The sequence below is a fragment of the Paenibacillus sp. P3E genome (genome assembly GCF_001909045.1).
GTDB lineage: Bacteria > Bacillota > Bacilli > Paenibacillales > Paenibacillaceae > Paenibacillus_AQ > Paenibacillus_AQ helianthi.
On record NZ_LVWH01000159.1, the window covers coordinates 1 to 18,294 of the forward strand.

Genomic DNA, 18,294 nt, shown 5'->3' on the forward strand with positions numbered 1-18,294 from the left:
ATTTATATAATTGATTATTATTATTCATATATAAAGGAGGGATTCCCCTGGAACTCACACAATTGGAATACTTCATTACCGTCTCTAAATTTGAGCACATGACCCTGGCCTCCAAGGCCCTTAACCTGACCCAGCCTGCCTTAAGCCACGCCATTTCGAAGCTGGAGGATGAGCTCGGGATGCCGCTGTTTGACCGGAGTGGCCGGAATATCCGGCTCAACCGTTACGGGATACAGTTCGCCAAGCGGGTAGAAGAAGCTCTGCGGAGTATTGAAGGGGGGATTCAGGAGATCAGAGAGTGGGCTGACCCGGATACCGGCCTAATCTCCATTTCCTATCTGAATATTCTGGGCGTTGATTTGGTTCCAAACCTGGTGAAGGAATATAAACAGCACCATCCGAAGGTGCGTTTTGAATTATTTCAAGGCAGCCTTGGGGATCTGGATGAGCATTTTGACAAGGGCAGTTCGGACCTGATGATTACCTCGAAGGAATCCGCAATAATGAAGCACGAATGGCTGACGATTCAGAAGGTGCCGCTGTTTATCGTCGTTTCCACCCAACACCCTTTTGCCCAGCGGACTTCCCTCCGTTTGACCGAGTTGTCTGGTGAACCTTTTGTAGGTCTCAAAAAAAACTGCGGCTTAAAAGCCACGCTCCACGCACGTTTCGAAAATACCGGCTTTCAGTTGACCTCTACCTACGATGCCGAGGATCTGGTTACAGTCGCCGGCTTCATCAAAGCAGGACTCGGTGTATCCGTGCTTCCGCAAACGCCGGGGCTGATGCTGGAAGGGCTCGTATGGGTTCCCATAGCCGAGGAAGGCTGGGAATGGGAAATTGGCCTCAAATGGAGAAAAGACCGCTACCTCCCGGCAGCGGTCAAACCTTTTATTGATTTTATCGAACAGCGGCAGGCTCCATGCTAATTCAGCAGGTTCAGCTCCCGTGCCCGGGCAACAGCCTGCGCACGGCGCTTCACGCCAAGTTTGCCGTATAACCGGAACACATGGCTTTTTACCGTTCCTTCGGTGATCCCAAAGCGGGTGGCGATTTCCTTATTGGAGAGTCCGTCAGATAGCGAGCATAGGATCTCGTGTTCCCGGAGCGTCAGCGGTTCCATCAACGGTTCAGCCTGTGCTGCAGCTAACAGATCCACCGGATGCTCAACAGATAAACCGGGTATTAAACGATCCGCTTGCGGGTCAGGCCCGGTTGCACCTGCTGTGGAAGGACCCGCCGGACGGGAATCTTCAAGGGCCTGCTGATACACCATCCGGGTGATCATAAAGTCAAGCAAGGTTTGCAGCTCATCCGTAAAGGCTCCGGCGATCAGATGATTCTCCAAATATACAACAGACCTCTCCACTCCCCCAGGGAAGAAAACAGGCAGACATAAAACGGATAAAGACTGGTTACCCATGATGTATGGATCAGCTGCATAGGAACTGACTGAAGCATTAGTAAGCAATACCGGCTCTCCCGTCCTCATTACGTAGCGAACCACCGATTCTGCATATCTGTCTTGCGGATTCTCCGCTGAGCCGCTTCGGGCAACAATTATATATTCTTCCTCGCGGCTGCCAAAAATATATCCTTTCACCGCTCCCGAATAGCGGAGCGCCGACTCCAGTAAGCTGTTGAGTCTGTCTCTCCAGTCCGAGCGGCCTGCTCTTTCAGCAGAGCTGGACATTTGCCGGAGCAGCTCTTTTCCGTTGTCTGAATACACCGCCCTTTCAGCGGGTCCTGTGGCCGCACCCACCACCAGCTGTTCCATGGTCCTCCCGGCTACCGGTAACTTCAGATCCGGATATGCCTGTCCAAGCTGAGTTGCCTTGGCGGCAGCCCCCCAGTGCAGATAGGCCATGCAGGCATCCTTTAACAATCCGTCAGCTCCCGTGACCGTTCCGGCCGCCCGGTAAAATGCTGACGCCCTTTCGCAGGATATGCCCTCCAATAGCCCGTTTTTTTCTTGACGCGCAGCTGCAATAGCCTGTTCATAGCCCTTGGCTGCTTCGGTGTGATTCCCGTTCAAATGCTGCATTTCCGCCTTGATCAGCACATAAGCGGAATATCCCTGACCGAAGTAGCCTGTCCATGATTTCATCACATGCCATTGCTTTCGGAGCTTGCTGCGGATATGCCTACGTTTTGCCGGAGGAGACTCTGCATACAGCGCGGCAAGCGCCAAGGACTGGTACACATGCTGCTTGCGCACCTGCATCCGGGTCTGCCGAAAGGTATTGAAGCTCCCCTCTTGTGCCCAGTCCAGCGCATCCCGGAAACGACCTTCGAGATAGGCGATTTCCATTTGACACGTGCAGATGTAGAACACTTCGTTATTCAGCACTTTACTGGAGCGGCTGCCATGGACGGGAACCGGGGATTCATCACCTTCAGCAGCCAGTCCCTGCAAACGGGCCACGTATGCTTTGGAGATTTGGAAGATATTCAGGGTGACCGTATCCACCAGCTTGCCTGCAAGGCCCTCATATTCTGTAATCAACGCAGATAATGCAGCCGGACCTCCGGTATGGTTCGTCACCGAGGTTAGCATGGCAATACTGACAAACGGTAAATTGGCTGCTTCCATTCCATGCTTCACCGACTGCCGGAAATGCTGCAGCCCTGCCTGCGGCTGATGCTTTAATAGGGCCAGCCCCCTGATATAGTCCAGTCTGCATCTTAAGTCCACGCTTTCAAAAGAAGAGGCAAGCTGTACAGCTTCTTCGATATAAAAAGCACCAGTTTGTGCAAAAGATAATTTATTCCGCATGAGCACTAAACCGTAACCGGCCAGAATATAGGCAAATGCTTCATTGTTCCCCCGGCTTAGCCCAAACCGTACAAACCGGGAAAAGAGTACCGCCGCCAAAGACAGGCTTAAGGTAAAGGCGGAGCTCGCAATTGACATTACCAGCTCAGACAATGCTATATAATGAGGGTCCCGGTTGACGGGAAGACGCTGCAGCACATTACGGTGCTGATATAAGACTTTCTGCGCCAATGCCACCTCCGTTACTACAGCAGCGGAGGAGGGTTTCACTGGCAGCTTCCAGCCCCACTCCGCCAGCGCCTGCCGTCCAACCTGCACGGCCTGTTCATCTTTCTTCAAGTAGGCACACATGGCGATCCGGATGCGGTAGATTCGGGATCGCTCAAGCAGATCTGTAGTTGCGGCCAGCAGCCGTTCGAGCCGCACGGCTGCACGCTCGGTGTAGCCGCACATATATTCACATTCAGGCAGTTCCAGCAGCAGCCTGTAAGCAAGCGATCCGGGAACGGCTTCCTCCTCCCCGAGCAGATGTAGTCCCGTCTCCAGAAAATACAGCGCTGATGCAAACGCCGTAGTCGCCTTCGACTTCAGTCCTGCATGCAGGTTCAAAGCGGCAAGCCCGTTTCTTTCGGTCTCATCTTCCATTTTCACAGCGCCCAAATTCAAGTGGTGTACCCGTTCAAAAACAGAATACGCGATCCCGCCCATATCCTTGCTCATGCTGCGTCCAATTGCCAAATGCAGGCCTGCCTGCTCCGTGACCGGTATGATGCTATATACAACTTCCTGCACCCGGTCATGTAGAAAAGTATATATAGAATCATCCGTGCCCCCCCGGTCAGCATCCTTCTCCAGGTTGATCAAACCCTCTGCCTCCGCAATGCGCAGCAGAGATAGCGTATCTTCCACGGTATATCCGCTCATTGCAGAAATCGCCGACACACGGAAACGGTGACCCAAGGCTGCGGCTATCCCCAAAAGGCCGATGGTGTCCCCGGGAAGCTGCCGGATGCGCGCCTCCAGGAAATGTAGGAGTCCCGGCGCTTCAGGCAGCTCTGCAATGGCTTCGGTATCCCAGACCCAAAGGGCCTGCTCCTCGTCATAGTACAGCTTGTGCTCACGGTACAGATTGTCCATCAGCCTGTGAAGGTACAGCGGATCACCTGCGGTCCGGTGATACACGAGCTCTGCGAGCTGCCGGATGCGTGAGGTATTTTCCTTCAATAACTGGGAGAGAAACTGTCTTACATCTTCGTATATCAGGGCTTCCAATTGAATATGCCGGATATGCAGCGGCCTGCCCTGCTGCTTCGGAGATAATACCTCATCCAGCCATATAGCAGAGGCGGGATATCCATCTACACTATCCAACCGTTCCTCAATCGTTTCCGAGCGAAAGGTTCCAATAACCATTAACCCGTACATTGCCAAATCTTCAGCAAGGATATACAGGAAATCGAGTGTATCCGGATCAGCCCACTGCAGATCATCCAGGAATAGTACTAGCGGCCTTTCCTTACTGGCAAAAGCGCCGATAAACATGGGGAGCAGACGGCGGAAACGGACAGCAGCCTCCACTGGCGGCAGCGCTTCTGCCTGAAATACCCCTCCAAACAGCCCGGCAGCATCAGGAAGGAATTCCGTGATAACACCCGCTCCCTGGCCCAAGGTCTCTCTCAACTGAATACCCAGCTCCGCTGCCCTATCCGGTGTTTCGCTCCATACTTGTTGCAGGAGTCCGCGAAGAGCCTGTAAAATCGGGGCAAAAGGCATCTCCCGGTTCATTGGATCGCATTTGCCTGTGACAAAGCGGCCCCCTTCACGGAGTACTGAAATATATAACTCCTCGATCAGCGCCGTCTTCCCGCTCCCTGAGCGGCCAGTCACCAGTACAAATGCCGAGCTTCCGCCGCAAGCCTGCTCATAAGCAGCATGCAACTGATTCGCCTCCAGCTCCCGCCCATACAACAGCTTCGGCAGCCGGAACCGGCTTGCACGGTCGGCCAGCCCAATCTCAAATGGAAGGAGTTGGCCTGTCCCTTCGTACGCGGCAACACACTTCCGCAAATCGGCAAGCAATCCATAAGCGCTCTGGTACCGCATTTCCGGTGACTTGCTCATAAGCCTCGCGATGATGTCCTCCAAAGGACCCGCCAGCTCAGGCCGGTACTCATGCAGCGGTCCGGGGATGGCCGCCATATGCAAATGAACCCAATCTTCCCGGTGCTTCGCCTGAAAGGGCAGGCGACCGGCAAGCATCTCGTAGAATATCACACCAAGCGCATACAGATCACTGCGTTCATCCGGCTTATACTCCATTCTGCCCAACTGTTCAGGGGCCAGATAGGCGTAATCCGCGTTTCTATTCTCGATTAGAAAAGCCTCTCTTAAGTCCAGGGCCAAACGGACCGAGGACGGATTAAGGCGGCCAATCATTCTACTCTGATGATGAATCGTCCGGACCATCTTCGTTAATGCTTCAGCAATATATAGAAAGGAGGATATCTCCATAATAGTACCTTCTATTATTTTCGCCAGCTTGAACCCTTCTTCGATTGGCATTTTGTCATTCCCCCAAGTAGTCCATACGTCGCTCCCGCAATCAAAACAAAGTAAGTAATTATACCTATTCTAGCATTTAATTAAAATTTAACGAGCCTTTTTTAAACAGGAAAGTTGTAGGATAAGCTGCAATGGGGGTATAACGCACAGCAGCGGTTCTCCAGTGAAGGGAGAACCGCTGCTGTGCTGATCTTTTGCATATTCCGTAAGAAGTAGAACTATTTATGCTCCTCCTGCCCGCCCGGCTTCATCTTCAGCTTGCGGTAATCACCCGGAGTCACCCCTACAACCCGTTTGAATACCCGTCCAAAGGTGATGGAATTGGCATAGCCCAGCTTCTGTCCGATATCCTGCAGATTGTCGCTGGTAGTGGCCAGCAAATATTCTGCCCGCTGCATCCGCAGCTGGGTCAGAAAATCCACAAATTTCATGTCAAATTCCTCTTTGAACAGGTGGCTTGCATATTTGCCTGAAATCTGGAACCGGTCGCTCAGATGCTTAAGCGATAAGTCAGGATTGTCAAAATTCTCTTCAATATATACCTTCATCTCGCTGATCATCGCACGGTAGCTTTTGGACTCATTGACCGAAACATAGATGCGGTAAATCTCCGCGAGCCATTTCAGCATGACGGTATGGACCTGTTTCAAAGTCGTTTCCGCTTCGATTTCGCTGTAATATCCCTGCAGGCTCGGCTCGCTGAAGATTCTCTTCAGGCTGTCCGAGAGCTGCCCCAGCTCACGGTCGAGCATCTGGATCAAGGTATGGAGCATCATATGAATCTCTTCGTCCTTTACCTGATCTTCGCTGAACCAGACGAACAGTTCATCCAGCTTCTGCCGCCAATTTTCGTCCGCGATGCGGAATTCCCGCACAATCTCACCCAGCATCTGCAGATATTTATAGGACTGCAGCGTGGAGCGGTCCGGCAGGTTATCACTTAGCACAACCCTGTCCTTACCAAGTGACAGCTTGTGCTGCAGTGCCATATCGGCCGCAGAGGATGACTTGGGAATTGCTGAAAGTTCATCTACCACAGGACCGATCCCGATGGCCAGCGAGAGCCCCAGGTTGTCGCTGACCCATCGAAGGCAGCGCTCCGCAAGGTTCTGCAAACGGGTCTTGTCTATTGTGGAATGATCGCCGGAGCTGACCATCAGCCCAATCCGGTTGCTGCTGACCCATTCGCCCCAGCCTTCGAGCCCTTCTTCTCCCGCAAGCTCCTGGAACAGATTCATAAGTGTCAGCTTGAGCAGATTCTGATCCTTGGCAGGATATTTATGGCGGAAATCATCGTATTGATTGATTTCTGCCGCAATGTAGGCAAATTGCATGGTTGCCCCGCTGAACGGGCTGAAGCGTTCCAGCCTGTCCTCCAGGGAGGCAATCTGTTCCCCCTCCAGCAGATCCAGAAACAGCTGGCGGCGCTGGACCAGCAGATTCTCATCATGCTGTTTTTGATAATCCATGGTCTGATGGATCAGGGTTTCGAGGGCCTGGTCAATCATCACCAATTCGTTCCTTGAGGTGACATCCATCCCCTCTTCCCGGAACTGCAGTGCCTGAATCCGGTTCATCATCGCCTGGATCGGACGATAGTTTTTGCGGGTAATATACAGGATGTATAAGGTCCCCAGCACCACAGTCAGAACGCCGATAATGATCCAGATATATGAAACTACAGACATCCAGGCGAACAGCTCACCGGCAAGGATGCCGCTCTCGAAGGTCCAGCCCACATTGCCGGCAGGTATCCGGGTGAGAACACTGCTGCTCAGGATTTCTTTTTCCCCATGAGCCGTATAGACAAGTTGGCCTTGATCGTTGACCACACGCATGAAAGACACTTTGCTGTTCGTCATATCATCAATCATCCGTTCGATCCGGTACATGCTGAGATTGACGACAATGACACCTTCGGAGCCAAAAGGAAGCGGCAGCTGCTTGTACATACTGATGACTTGTGAGGTTGGATCGGAGCTGAACAGCCGCAGGCTGCGCACATCACTCCACTCGCCGGTGCCCGCCTTGGTCAGTGCCTGGTTCAGATAATCCCGGTCTGCAAAAACATCGCTGTCCACCAGCCCGTTCAGGGTAAGCACCTTCCGGTCGAGCTCCCTGTAAATATAGATGGAGTCAATCAGCTGATTACGGTAAATCATGCCCCGCATATCCTTTACGGTATTATACAGCCGGGTCCGGTCTCCCTGATCGCTCTCCCCGCTTAGATAATAGCCGTAATCATGATTCGTCTCCATCTCTTGCAGCACAGCCAATTCCACTTCGCTTAAGGCATTCTGTACGGAATCGACAACGTAGCCGGTAGAGATACGGTTGGCCTTTTCGGTCTCACTGCGTGAAAGCTCACCTACAATGAGAAAGGAGAGAAAGATGAGAATCGATACTGTCAGCAGAAATATAGGGAAGTAAGAGAACATCATCCTGCTGGACCAATTTCGCTTCATATGAACCCCCCCGCCCCTCTTCACTTGAATACCCGAGAGATGCATCAGGAGCTTGGCCATTTACAAGTTCGGTGACACTCTCGCAATTCTGTTAATCCAATATAACATGCCCGCCCCGATTAGTGCACTGACAGTGCAGGCCAGATACATCACCTGGGGTCCGCCTGTACTATACAAATATCCGTTCAGCAGGTTGCCCACAATTCCCCCAAGACCTGAAAAGACCATATTAAATACGCTTTGCCCGGTAGCCTGCATTTTCTTACCTGCTGCGTTCGCCACATATTCAACCGCAGCGACATAGAACAAGCCGAAGGACAAGCCGTGCAGCACTTGAATGCCGATCATAACCATAGGAATCGGGAACAGCCATTGAATGGCCCACCGCAGTGCGTAGAAAAAAGCGGCCAGGAGCAACGTACGTTCATACCCGATTCGGCGGAGGATTTTGGCAGCAAGCAGCATGGAGGGGATATTGGTCAAGGAAGCCAGCAAGAGCGCGGTGCCGACCATCGAATAGCTGCCTCCGGCATCCTGAAAGGCCAGAACGAAAAAGGAGTTATAGGCGGTAAGCGTCTGATTGACAAAAAAGCAGGCTACCAGAAACATCACGAACAGGCGGTTCCCCAACAGTTCCTTAAGTCCCTGGGACAACGAAATCGTGGTCGCATTGTTCTCCGTGGTGCGGGGTAAGCTCAATACAGTAACAGCACCTGCAAGGCTGAGCACCAGAAATGGCATCCACAACTGTGTAATCCCGAACTTTGACAGATAGAATCCCGCGGCATAGCCGCCCAGCGCTGTACCCAGGCTGCCCATCATGCGGATCGAACCATAGGAGGTCCTCGCCTTGCGCGCTGCCGAAACAGCATAAGAATCGGCAATCGGGCTTTGCGTAGCCTGAAAGACTATGGACAGGATATACACCATTACGATCACTAAAAAATACTTAAAGCTATAAAAAAAAGAAAGGCAGGCCGGTACAGATATGCTGAGAATAAGCACTAGCTTCGTCTGCCGGTAGCGGTCCACCAGCATGCCCCAGACAGGCTGCACCAAAATGGATAACAGCGTTCCTATCGACATTAGTGCGCCAACCACTTCAGCCCCTACCCCCTGATGAACAAACAGGGTTGTCAAATACGGATTGAATAATCCACCCGCGAGGCCTGACAACAAATACACCATACGGAGCTTAATCAGCTCCATTCTGGCTTCCAAAGATATTATCGCCGCGTTCTCCATGTGGCATTCTTCCTTTATTGTTGTATTCGCAAAAGATAGACCTCCCGCCTGGCTTGAGGTCTATCCGGATGGTTTTATGGAGTGAGCGGGTCCAGCTGCAGTGTGAAATTCATCTGTGAGTCCCCGTCTTCTGGACGGTACAAATAGATAATCTCCAGCAGCTTTGCTTCCTGATCCCAGTAAATCACAGGGTCTGGAGCGATTGCAGACACCTTGCAGCCCAGATTAGGCAGCGCCCAGATATCAGGGGTAATCTCCGTCGATGCAGGGGAGAGTCCAGGTCCGCTGATTTCGAAATAAACCTCGATCTCCACGTCTGTATTCAGGTGAACGTCTACCGAAAGCCAATCCTTTTGAACCGCCGCCTCAAAAATCATTCCCCGCAAATGGCTGTTCCAGCCTTTGCCCTTCTCCCGGCGTAGCAGCCGCAGGTAGCATTTCTCCCCGTCAGCATTCAGCCAGTGGATGGTCGCCGGATGCATCTGTCCGTTCGTGTTCCGGCTGCCGGACATCGCTCCGATCATCCGCTTGTTTTCAATCCAGGCAGCTGCGGTGCACAAATTGCGGTTCTCCCCGGGTTTATCCCGTTCACAGAGCTCCCGGAACTGTCTTTCGGTCCGGCGGTCTCCGGCATGCCTCTTGAACTGCGGCAGCAATTCTTCCGGAAGGTCCACACCCACCATTGCAATCAGCGGGTCATGGCTGGTCTCGCAATTCACCGCAGTCATATATTCATAGCCCTTGCCTAGCGCCAGATACAGGAAGACACCGATAGAGCTGTGGCCGACCAGTTCCATCTCATAGGCCCGCCCGAAGGGGCCGGACAGATTCTCCAGAATCGGATTATAGAACTGTGCGATATTCGCCCAGAGTCCATGCTCAAGCTTGCCTCCGGTCTCGCGGATGACAGCAGTCTTGCCGTACACCCTCCACATCCCCAGCACGGTCAGATCGACACCGTAATAGGTAGTCGTATTGAACTCCGCCAGCGAGTTGAATTCCCCGTAAGCAGACAGCATATCTGCCGCTTCCCGGTCCGCATGCCCCATCCAGGCAGCATCTGCAAAGCGGTATCCGTAGTAGTGGGTGATGAAGATATGCATAAGCACAATATTGGAGTTCATGGGAATGGCATCGGAGAACCGGCGGTCAATCGAAGCACCCACGGCTTTCCGCATCGAGTCATCCATACGGCGGACTAGAGCCTTAGGCATCAGGGACTCGAATTCATCCAGAATCACCGCAAAGGTGCAGGCAATGAATTCACGCCAGTTCGGATCATAGCTTTTCCATACCGGCGGCAGCACCTCATCTACCGCGTTCCGCAAGGCTTGTCGGATTGCCTTATCCTCGAGACCGGCTGCCGCCAAATTTCCTTGCCCGGCCAGTTGGCCGGTTAGTTTCTTGCCAACCTTCTCCACCGTCTCACTCAGAAAGAAGGCGAAGCCTGGGGCGAACTTTTTCCAGTCATAGTTGCCCGCAGGGGGTGAACCCGCCTCTGGTGAAGTGCGGAAGGTACCGTGGTAAATTTCATCCGGACAGTCGAACTGCAGATCCATCACCCGTTCCAGTACGCCATATGCCCGCTCTGCATCACCAGACGCATTTCGGATCAGTAAAGCCAGTGCATAATGTCCGCTGCTGCGGGTATTGTGTTTGTCCGGCTCTTCTTCGTCCCGGAGCAGCTCCATCGCTCCGTCGTAGAGCGGGTCCATCATTTCAAGAGATTGAACCAGCAGGAACCGCTGCTGATCACTAAGCCGTTCGATCATGGCCTCAGTCATGTTGTGCTCCTCCTTCGCTTTAGCCTTTGACTGCTCCGACCATCATTCCGCTGATGAAGTAGCGCTGCAGGAACGGATAGACGATTAGAATCGGAAGGGTTGTGAAAATAACGCTTGCTGCCTTCAGGCTCTCCGGCATCAGCTTGTTCATGCCAAGACCTTCCTGCTGCATCAAATCGCTGACCTGATTATTCTGAATCATCTGGTACAGCTTGAGCTGCAGCGGATAAAGGTCCGTATTATTGATGTACATCAAGGCATCCTGGAATCCATTCCAGCGGCCTACGGCGTAGAACAGGCTCAGTGTAGCCAGCGCTGGAAGCGACAAGGGAAGAATAATACGGAACAAGGTCCCCAGATGGGTAGTCCCGTCAATCTCCGCCGCTTCTTCCAAGCTTTTGGGAATGCCGTTCAGGAACGAGATCAGAATAATCATATAGAAGGGACTGATCAGACCCGGCAGCACCAGCGCCCAGACCGTATCCAGCAGATGGAGATTACGGACCAGAATGTAGTCGGGAATAAGACCGCCGCTGAAGAACATCGTAACGACAATAATCAGCATGAACCATTTTCGTCCCCGCAGATCCCTTTTGGAGAGCGAGTACGCAACGGCTATCGTCATGGCCATAGACAGTGCTGTAGCCAGAATGGTCAGAAAGATCGTGAAACCAAGGGAACGGATCATGGACATATCGGAGAACACCTGGGTGTACGCTTCAAAGCTGATTTCCCTGGGGAAAAAGCTGACCAGTCCCGCCATAATCGGACGGCTGGAGCTTAAGGATATCGCAATAATATGAATAAAAGGCATTAGGCATAGGATCACAACGAATGTTATTAGCAGGATATTAAAGACATCGAATATCCGGTTAGCTGCGCGTTCACTCATTTTTTTCTCCCCCTCATTCTCTGTTTATTCCGGCTCTGGACTAGAGTATGCTCTCATCCGCCAGTTTCTTGGATGCATAGTTCGATGCGAGCAGGAAGAACAGCCCTACCAGTGCTTGGAACAGGCCTACGGCTGTTGCCAGTGATATTTGACCGGACTCGATACCGACACGGTATACAAAGGTACTGAGCACCTCGGAATAATCCCGGACAGCGACATTCCCGATAATGAACGGACGGTCGAAGCCGATGGAGATCATGTTGCCCAGATTGATGATGAGCAGCGTAGCTATAGTGGTTTTGATGCCTGGCAAGGAAATATGCAGAATCTTCTTGAACCGGCTGGCTCCGTCTACCTCTGCTGCCTCGAACAGCTCTTTGTTGATTCCGGTCAATGCCGCCAGATACAGGATGGTTCCCCAGCCCGCGCTCTGCCATACGCCGATTAGAAGGTAGGTGACGAGCCAATAGTTCTTGTCTGATAGAAAAGGAATGGCATCTAGACCCATACCGGTCAGCAGATTGTTAATGAACCCCGATTGGGTCCCGAACACCTGCAGTACAATGCCTCCGATAATCACCCAGGAAATAAAGTGGGGGACATACAGGATCGTCTGGGCTAGCTTTTTGAACCAGGTTATTCTGAGCTCATAGAGCATGATAGCCAGAATCAGAGGTGCGGGAAACGAAACGATCAGATCCAGCAGATTGAGCATCAGCGTATTGCGCAGTGCCTTGAAGAAGTTGTTGTTCTGGAACACTTCCCGGAATACATCCAGGCCTACCCACTTACTACCGCCAATCCCCTGAAAGAAGTTAAAGTCCTTAAAAGCGATCTGCACCCCATACATGGGTCCGTATTTAAAGATGATAAAGTAAATGACCGGCAGCAAAAGCAAACTATACAACTGCCAGTGTCTGCGTAAATAAACTGAATTCCTCACAGCCTTCACTCTCCCTCTTCCGTCCTGCGGCAGCGGATGGCAGGGAAGCCGGAAATGGCTCCCTCTACCGATACTTCGCCGTCATTCAGCTTATTTTATTTGGAGCTCATTTCTTTGTAAGCTGCAGTACGTTCGTCCAGAATGGCCTGGCCGCCGCTAGCCATATAATCTTTGATCATTGAATCGTAATTGCTGTCGAACTGATCCGGCTTAATCATAGTCATTTTTACGATAATTTCCTGGAACTTGTCAGCCAGTGCTGTACCGTATTTCGCTTCCGCTTCGATCGGGTGATCGAATTTCACAGGCTGAATGTTGTCTGTATTCGAGATTTCCACCGACTTCTTCATATCTGCCTGATACTTCTCTGGTGTCTGTGCAATATAAGCCGCTTCATTCTTGGCATCGTCTCCGGCATATTTACCATTAACAATGATGGCAAGGTCACCGAAGTTGTAGATCCGGTCCATCGCTTCCTGAGTCGCATCCGGTTTCACTACAGGCACACCGTCTACAAGTGTATAGTTCTCATTCTCTACACCGAACTGCATGTCGAAGAGGTTCGTACCCGAAGCCATCCAATCGAGATATTTCAATGCGGCTTCAGCATTTTTGCTGGATTTCGGGATCATGACGTACATAGCATTTGGCGCATATGCCGGCTTGGCATGTTTGCCCTCCGAGTTAGTGAATGCATCAACAGGTGTGATCACTGCGCCAGGCACATTGGCCTGCAGATTTTCGTACCCGCCATTTGCTGAGAAGTACAATTCACCTGCATCCTCTGTATAGAAACCAAGCAGACCGTTCTGCAAATTCTGCCATAGCTGCTTCTTGTCTTTATCGAGACCGAAGTCTTTGCTTATAAGGCCTTCGTTATACAGCTTGTTCATGAATTTCAGACCCTCCTTGAAGCCCGGAAGCAGCGTTGGATAATCATTGGAGCCAAGCTGCTGGGTCAAGGTATACTTCTGCTCATCGGTGAGCGGCTGGACGAAGGACCAGAGAAGCGGCTCATATTGAGCGGATGCCAGACTTACACCAAATGGAATCACCTTACCTCCGGTATTGCCCGGGTCTTTATCCTTAAATGCTTTGAGTGTCGTGTAGAGTTCATCTGTTGTCTGCGGCACCGGCAATCCAAGCTTGTCCAGCCAATCCTGGCGGATGTAACCGGCATATTTGCCCAGTACAAGTCTTCTGCCCGGAAGCGCGAATTGCTGTCCTTTATATTGTCCGTAGGCTAACGTGTCCTCGCCCAGAAATTTCTTAAGGTTCGGAGCATTCTTATCCAGCAAGTCCGTAAGATCTGTCAAACCGCCCTGCTCGGCATACCGGTTGAAGGTTCCTGAATCGTAGGTGAACACAATGTCCGGCACTTCACTTTGGCTGGCCATCAGTACATTTAGCTTCTGAATTTCTTCCGAACGCGGCACCGGCACGAACTGGACATCAATATTGTTCGGCTTGCCAAAACGTTCCTTCACCAGCTTTGTCAAATAACTGTCGGTGATGGTGTAGCCGGCGGGTGAGTTCCCCCGGTCGAACAACTCTACTTTTAATGTAGTAGGCTTGGATGAATCTGACGCCGCATTCCCGCTGGCTGCATCCTCCTTGGAAGAACATGCGGATAATAGCATAGAGGAGATTAATACGACCGCCACTGTGGGACCTGCCCATTTCTTAGACCATCTTGTTGTCATTCTCTCATCACCTTTCCCCTTTTGATGTTATTTAACATGTCATCGAGTGTTTCACCATTGGTGTTTGACGCCTTCGATGTCACCTAGTATTACATACGAATGCAAATACGCACAATAAACCATTTTCTGTTGATAAATACGGGGATTCATGCGCTATATATGTAGGAAAACATAACAAGTAAACAATAATCGTTAAAGTAAACTGCATTCCGCACACCAAAAGGATGCACATCCCGCCTGCACTTTTCCCTATTGTGTGCCCGCTCTGGAGTACTTATGCCAGTGATGTAAGGTATTTGCCCACCCCATCCCATTAGTTCACACAGTTCAGGCCTTGGGAAGCACAAAAAGCCTGCCCGAAGACAAGCTGCTTGATGATCTTTTAGAATGAAAACTTCTGTCCTACAAAAAAGCCAATGGATACAAACAAAACCGTCCAGACAGCCGCTCCAATACAGCATAATAAAAAATACTTTTTAAACGGCATCGTCGTAATTCCTGATATGTATCCGGCCGCATGTCTTACTCCAGGAATGAAATAAGAAAAAAAGATTGTCCAGACTCCATATTTTGCGAACCATCTTTTTACCTTCCGATATCGTTTGGGAGTCAATCCAACCCACTTACCGCATTTGTGAATAATACTGTAACCCAGCTTTCTTCCAATGGTATAGCTGATGGTCATCCCTGCTACGGACCCGATAAAACTAAACAGTATCACAAGCACATAATTCAACACATGTACAGAAGCTAAATATCCAACAAACACCATTAGTGTCTCATCGGGTATGGGAAGACCTACTATTCCGAGTGCGAGCAAAACTACGATTGCCGCATAACCGAATTGTGAGATGAATTCCGTAACCATCTCCATGAATTCACTTCCTAACCGTTATCTTTTTTAATGATGGAAACCGGATCCGGCTAATCATTAACAAAGAAAGGGCGCCAATTAATGCAATAATCACAGGCGGCTCCATATGATGATTGGGAACCGAAAAGAAAGATAGAATCACTCCGGCCGCTGTAATCGGCAACCCTGTAAATTCCGTACTGGATGCAGATACATTAAATCGGGCTAATCGGAGAGCACCACAAATGATAAATACAATAGCCGCAGCCCCGCCTCCCCCACGCAAATCACCTGACTGGTGCAGCAGGATCAGAAAAACAGGCGCAGCCCCAAATGAAATCAGATCTGCCAATGAATCGAGCTGCTTACCGAATTCACTCGGACAATTCATTAATCTGGCTAACAGACCGTCAAGCACATCAAAAAAGGCTGCCAGCAGAATTAGAAAAAATGCAATCTTATAATAGGCTTCAATCGTAAATATCAACGAAGCTGCTCCAGCTCCTAAATTGAATACAGTGCAAATCGAGGGTATCCATTTCCATATCATGATGATCTACTCCTTCTAAGAACCTTACTTATCTCCAATCTCTTGATGAAACTTATATCCTGCACCGATGACCGTACGAATATAACTCGATTCATACCCAAGCTTCGCTCTCAGTTTCTTAATATGTGTATCCACAACCCGATAATCCCCATCAAAATCTATACCCCACACCCGATTGATGATCGCCTCTCTGGAAATCACCACATTTTCATTATTCATAAGCAGTAATAACAGCTCATATTCTTTCGGTGCCAGCTCAACCTCTCTGCCATCCACCTCCAGTTTGTGGGCTAACGTATTTAACATTGCGGACCCGAATTTCATCATATGCCCTTGCGGCTTATAATTTTCAGTTGCACGTTTCATAAGCGAGTTCGCTCTGGCGATAAGTACCTTGGGACTAAACGGTTTGGTCACATAATCATCTGCTCCAAGCTCAAAGCCATGTACCTTATCATGATCGGCTGATTTAGCTGTGAGTATGATGATGGGCACTCCTGAGCGGCTGCGAACTTTCCGGCATACTTCAAACCCATTCATCTTAGGCATCATTACATCGAGAATGATTAAATCCGGGTAGAACGAATCGAAATTATCTAACGCATCCTTTCCGTTCTCTGCTTCAATAACCTCCCAGCCATCCTGAATGAAATAGTCTGATATAATTTCCCTGATTCGGGTCTCATCTTCAACAATAAGAACTTTCTTGCTCATCGCATTCCCTACTTTCAATCTTGTGACTAGCGTTTAATTGCTGAAATGGATGATAAAACGGACCCCATTCTGCAAATTTTCCACTTCATAGTCGAAGCCGTGCATGCCCAAAATCTGCCCGGCAATCGAAAGGCCCAGCCCTGTCCCACCGGTCTTGCGGCTGCGTGAAGGCTCTACCCGGTAAAACCGTTCCCAAATCAGATGAAGCTGATCTTCTGGTATGGTCTCACCAATATTATCAACATAGAGCTTAGTACTGGTGTCGCTATGAATTTCAATGGTAATCACACTTCCTTCTTCGGCATGACGAATGGCGTTCATAATCAAGTTGATAATGACTTGTTCCATCCACTCCTGATCAGCCAGTACATGCAGTTCATTCACAGGCACAACTATAATCTCCAGTTCCTTCTCCTTGAGTAAATACACCAGCTTGTCAGCAACTTTCTCCACCAGTTCACTGAGCAAAAACATCCGTTTCCTCAGCACTATGGTTCCTGACTCCAACCTCGCCAAATCCAGCATATCCTTAATTAGCATCTCCATCTTACCCGCTTCTTCGATAATGACTGACATATAATGCTCGCGTTTATGTACATTCACTCCATCCTGCAAGCCTTCCGCGAAGCTTTTGACAATACTCAGCGGAGTCTTTAATTCGTGCGAAGCGTTGGCAAAAAAACTCTGCTGGAGCACTTCGAGTCTCTGTTTCTGCTCAATATCCTCTAGCAATTTGACATTGGCGTCTTTCAGTTCACTTAGCGCACTGTCCAGTTTCTGCGACATCAGCAGCATACTGTTCGACAGGCTGCCTAACTCGTCATTTTGACGAATGGGGGATACCGCCGTAAAGTCGAAGTTAAGCATCCGCTTCGCCATCTGATTCAGGGCGATCAGCGGTTTGGTTACTATTTTTGAGAAAAACAGGGATAAGATGAGAATCAGAAAGAAGCCCCCAATTCCCAAATAGATATAGAATTCACGAAGTGCATCATTGGTATCGCTAATTTCCTGGATGGAGGTAACCGAGAACAGGATTTCCAGCTCTCCATTATTTTTTAACAGAGGCTGCAAAATGATAACATTGTTCGTTCCACTCCAGGATTCAAACCATGGGAACTGCTGCATCTCCATATGGTTCAGCCGCTTCTTTAATTCACCGGATAACGGGAATGTCTCGGACAACGCCTGCATGAGCAGACCTTGCCGCTGATTCCAGATTTTAAAGTAAGGCAGTTCAATATTGCTTACCGTCCCTGACACCTGAGAGGAAACCTCTCCCTCCTCCTCACCGATCACTTTAGAATCCGGTATGTACATTTTTTCGGGATAGAGCACGCTGGTATTCTCTTTCCCCCGTTTCTCTACCTCACCCCAGAGCGTGATCCGATCCCCTTTCTGAATATTCGCAGCTCTGAACTGGTCTCCATGCAGAGTCATAAACAGGGATAAAGAGACCATCATTTTCTGACCGTCATCCTGCGTGATAAGCATATGGTAAGGATCATCAACGACCACTTTTCCATCGATATCTATGATTGCCAGTTGGCTTCTGTTCCGGGTCATGAATTTGAGTATTTCACGGGAGAGCTGATCGGAGCTCCACTCCTTACGGGTATAATCAGAGGCAAACTTCGCCAGATGCTGCTCCACCTTATTTAATTTATGATTCTCGTAAAAGTCATTGAAGAGCAGCAGTTGCGAGAGAATGATCATCATATAAAAAAAGGCAAAAAACAAAACAGTTATCATAAAGAGTTTGAACGTAATACTCTTGTTTTTCATAAATTCTCCTTGTACTTCAACT

Annotated in this window: 12 protein-coding genes; 1 reads left to right on the forward strand and 11 read right to left on the reverse strand. The window is 50.0% G+C overall.

Annotated elements, in window-relative coordinates; translation table 11 throughout:
* Window positions 1-62: 62 nt before the first annotated feature.
* Window positions 63-929, forward strand: a complete 867-nt coding sequence (locus tag A3842_RS13020) for a LysR family transcriptional regulator (RefSeq protein ID WP_256701685.1) — start codon at window positions 63-65, stop codon at window positions 927-929.
* Here the strand turns inward: A3842_RS13020 and A3842_RS13025 are convergent.
* The 11 genes from A3842_RS13025 to A3842_RS13075 all read right to left on the reverse strand — a co-directional run bounded on the left by A3842_RS13025 (window position 926) and on the right by A3842_RS13075 (window position 18,272).
* On the reverse strand, window positions 926-5,338 hold the full coding sequence (locus A3842_RS13025) for an AAA family ATPase (protein WP_074101690.1): 4,413 nt from the start codon (window positions 5,336-5,338) through the stop codon (window positions 926-928). The two genes, A3842_RS13020 and A3842_RS13025, sit on opposite strands and share 4 nt — an antisense overlap.
* Window positions 5,339-5,556: 218 nt before the next feature.
* On the reverse strand, window positions 5,557-7,803 hold the full coding sequence (locus tag A3842_RS13030; RefSeq protein WP_074101691.1) for a helix-turn-helix transcriptional regulator: 2,247 nt from the start codon (window positions 7,801-7,803) through the stop codon (window positions 5,557-5,559).
* A gap of 60 nt (window positions 7,804-7,863) precedes the next feature.
* The gene (locus A3842_RS13035; RefSeq protein WP_074101692.1) at window positions 7,864-9,048 is read right to left on the reverse strand and encodes an MFS transporter; all 1,185 of its coding nucleotides are present in this window, start codon (window positions 9,046-9,048) and stop codon (window positions 7,864-7,866) included.
* A 74-nt stretch (window positions 9,049-9,122) separates the two neighbouring features.
* Window positions 9,123-10,832, reverse strand: coding sequence for a hypothetical protein (locus A3842_RS13040; RefSeq protein WP_074101693.1), 1,710 nt, complete (start codon window positions 10,830-10,832; stop codon window positions 9,123-9,125).
* Window positions 10,833-10,851: 19 nt separating this feature from the next.
* Window positions 10,852-11,724 carry a carbohydrate ABC transporter permease gene (locus tag A3842_RS13045; RefSeq protein ID WP_074087085.1) on the reverse strand — a complete coding sequence of 291 codons (873 nt, stop codon included), beginning with the start codon at window positions 11,722-11,724 and terminating at the stop codon, window positions 10,852-10,854.
* Between the two features lie 40 nt (window positions 11,725-11,764).
* Window positions 11,765-12,667, reverse strand: coding sequence for an ABC transporter permease (locus A3842_RS13050; RefSeq protein ID WP_074101694.1), 903 nt, complete (start codon window positions 12,665-12,667; stop codon window positions 11,765-11,767).
* Between the two features lie 95 nt (window positions 12,668-12,762).
* A complete protein-coding gene (locus A3842_RS13055) occupies window positions 12,763-14,370 on the reverse strand; it encodes an extracellular solute-binding protein (protein ID WP_074101695.1) in 1,608 nt (535 codons plus the stop codon).
* 382 nt (window positions 14,371-14,752) lie between these two features.
* Window positions 14,753-15,244, reverse strand: coding sequence for a DedA family protein (locus A3842_RS13060; RefSeq protein WP_074101696.1), 492 nt, complete (start codon window positions 15,242-15,244; stop codon window positions 14,753-14,755).
* A gap of 4 nt (window positions 15,245-15,248) precedes the next feature.
* Complete coding sequence (pssA, locus tag A3842_RS13065) at window positions 15,249-15,773, reverse strand: CDP-diacylglycerol--serine O-phosphatidyltransferase (protein ID WP_074087093.1); 525 nt, start codon at window positions 15,771-15,773, stop codon at window positions 15,249-15,251.
* A gap of 24 nt (window positions 15,774-15,797) precedes the next feature.
* Complete coding sequence (locus A3842_RS13070; RefSeq protein ID WP_074087094.1) at window positions 15,798-16,487, reverse strand: response regulator transcription factor; 690 nt, start codon at window positions 16,485-16,487, stop codon at window positions 15,798-15,800.
* Between the two features lie 33 nt (window positions 16,488-16,520).
* Window positions 16,521-18,272, reverse strand: coding sequence for a sensor histidine kinase (locus tag A3842_RS13075; protein ID WP_074087095.1), 1,752 nt, complete (start codon window positions 18,270-18,272; stop codon window positions 16,521-16,523).
* Between the last annotated feature and the right edge of the window lie 22 nt (window positions 18,273-18,294).

Excerpts from the sequence above, each read along its gene's own strand:
- A3842_RS13075 (WP_074087095.1), bottom strand. The coding sequence starts at position 18,272 with ATGAAAAACAAGAGTATTACGTTCAAACTCTTTATGATAACTGTTTTG.
- A3842_RS13035 (WP_074101692.1), bottom strand. The coding sequence starts at position 9,048 with ATGGAGAACGCGGCGATAATATCTTTGGAAGCCAGAATGGAGCTGATT.
- A3842_RS13045 (WP_074087085.1), bottom strand. The coding sequence starts at position 11,724 with ATGAGTGAACGCGCAGCTAACCGGATATTCGATGTCTTTAATATCCTG.
- A3842_RS13025 (WP_074101690.1), bottom strand. The coding sequence starts at position 5,338 with ATGCCAATCGAAGAAGGGTTCAAGCTGGCGAAAATAATAGAAGGTACT.
- A3842_RS13030 (WP_074101691.1), bottom strand. The coding sequence starts at position 7,803 with ATGAAGCGAAATTGGTCCAGCAGGATGATGTTCTCTTACTTCCCTATA.
- A3842_RS13060 (WP_074101696.1), bottom strand. The coding sequence starts at position 15,244 with ATGGAGATGGTTACGGAATTCATCTCACAATTCGGTTATGCGGCAATC.
- pssA (WP_074087093.1), bottom strand. The coding sequence starts at position 15,773 with ATGATATGGAAATGGATACCCTCGATTTGCACTGTATTCAATTTAGGA.
- A3842_RS13040 (WP_074101693.1), bottom strand. The coding sequence starts at position 10,832 with ATGACTGAGGCCATGATCGAACGGCTTAGTGATCAGCAGCGGTTCCTG.
- A3842_RS13070 (WP_074087094.1), bottom strand. The coding sequence starts at position 16,487 with ATGAGCAAGAAAGTTCTTATTGTTGAAGATGAGACCCGAATCAGGGAA.
- A3842_RS13055 (WP_074101695.1), bottom strand. The coding sequence starts at position 14,370 with ATGACAACAAGATGGTCTAAGAAATGGGCAGGTCCCACAGTGGCGGTC.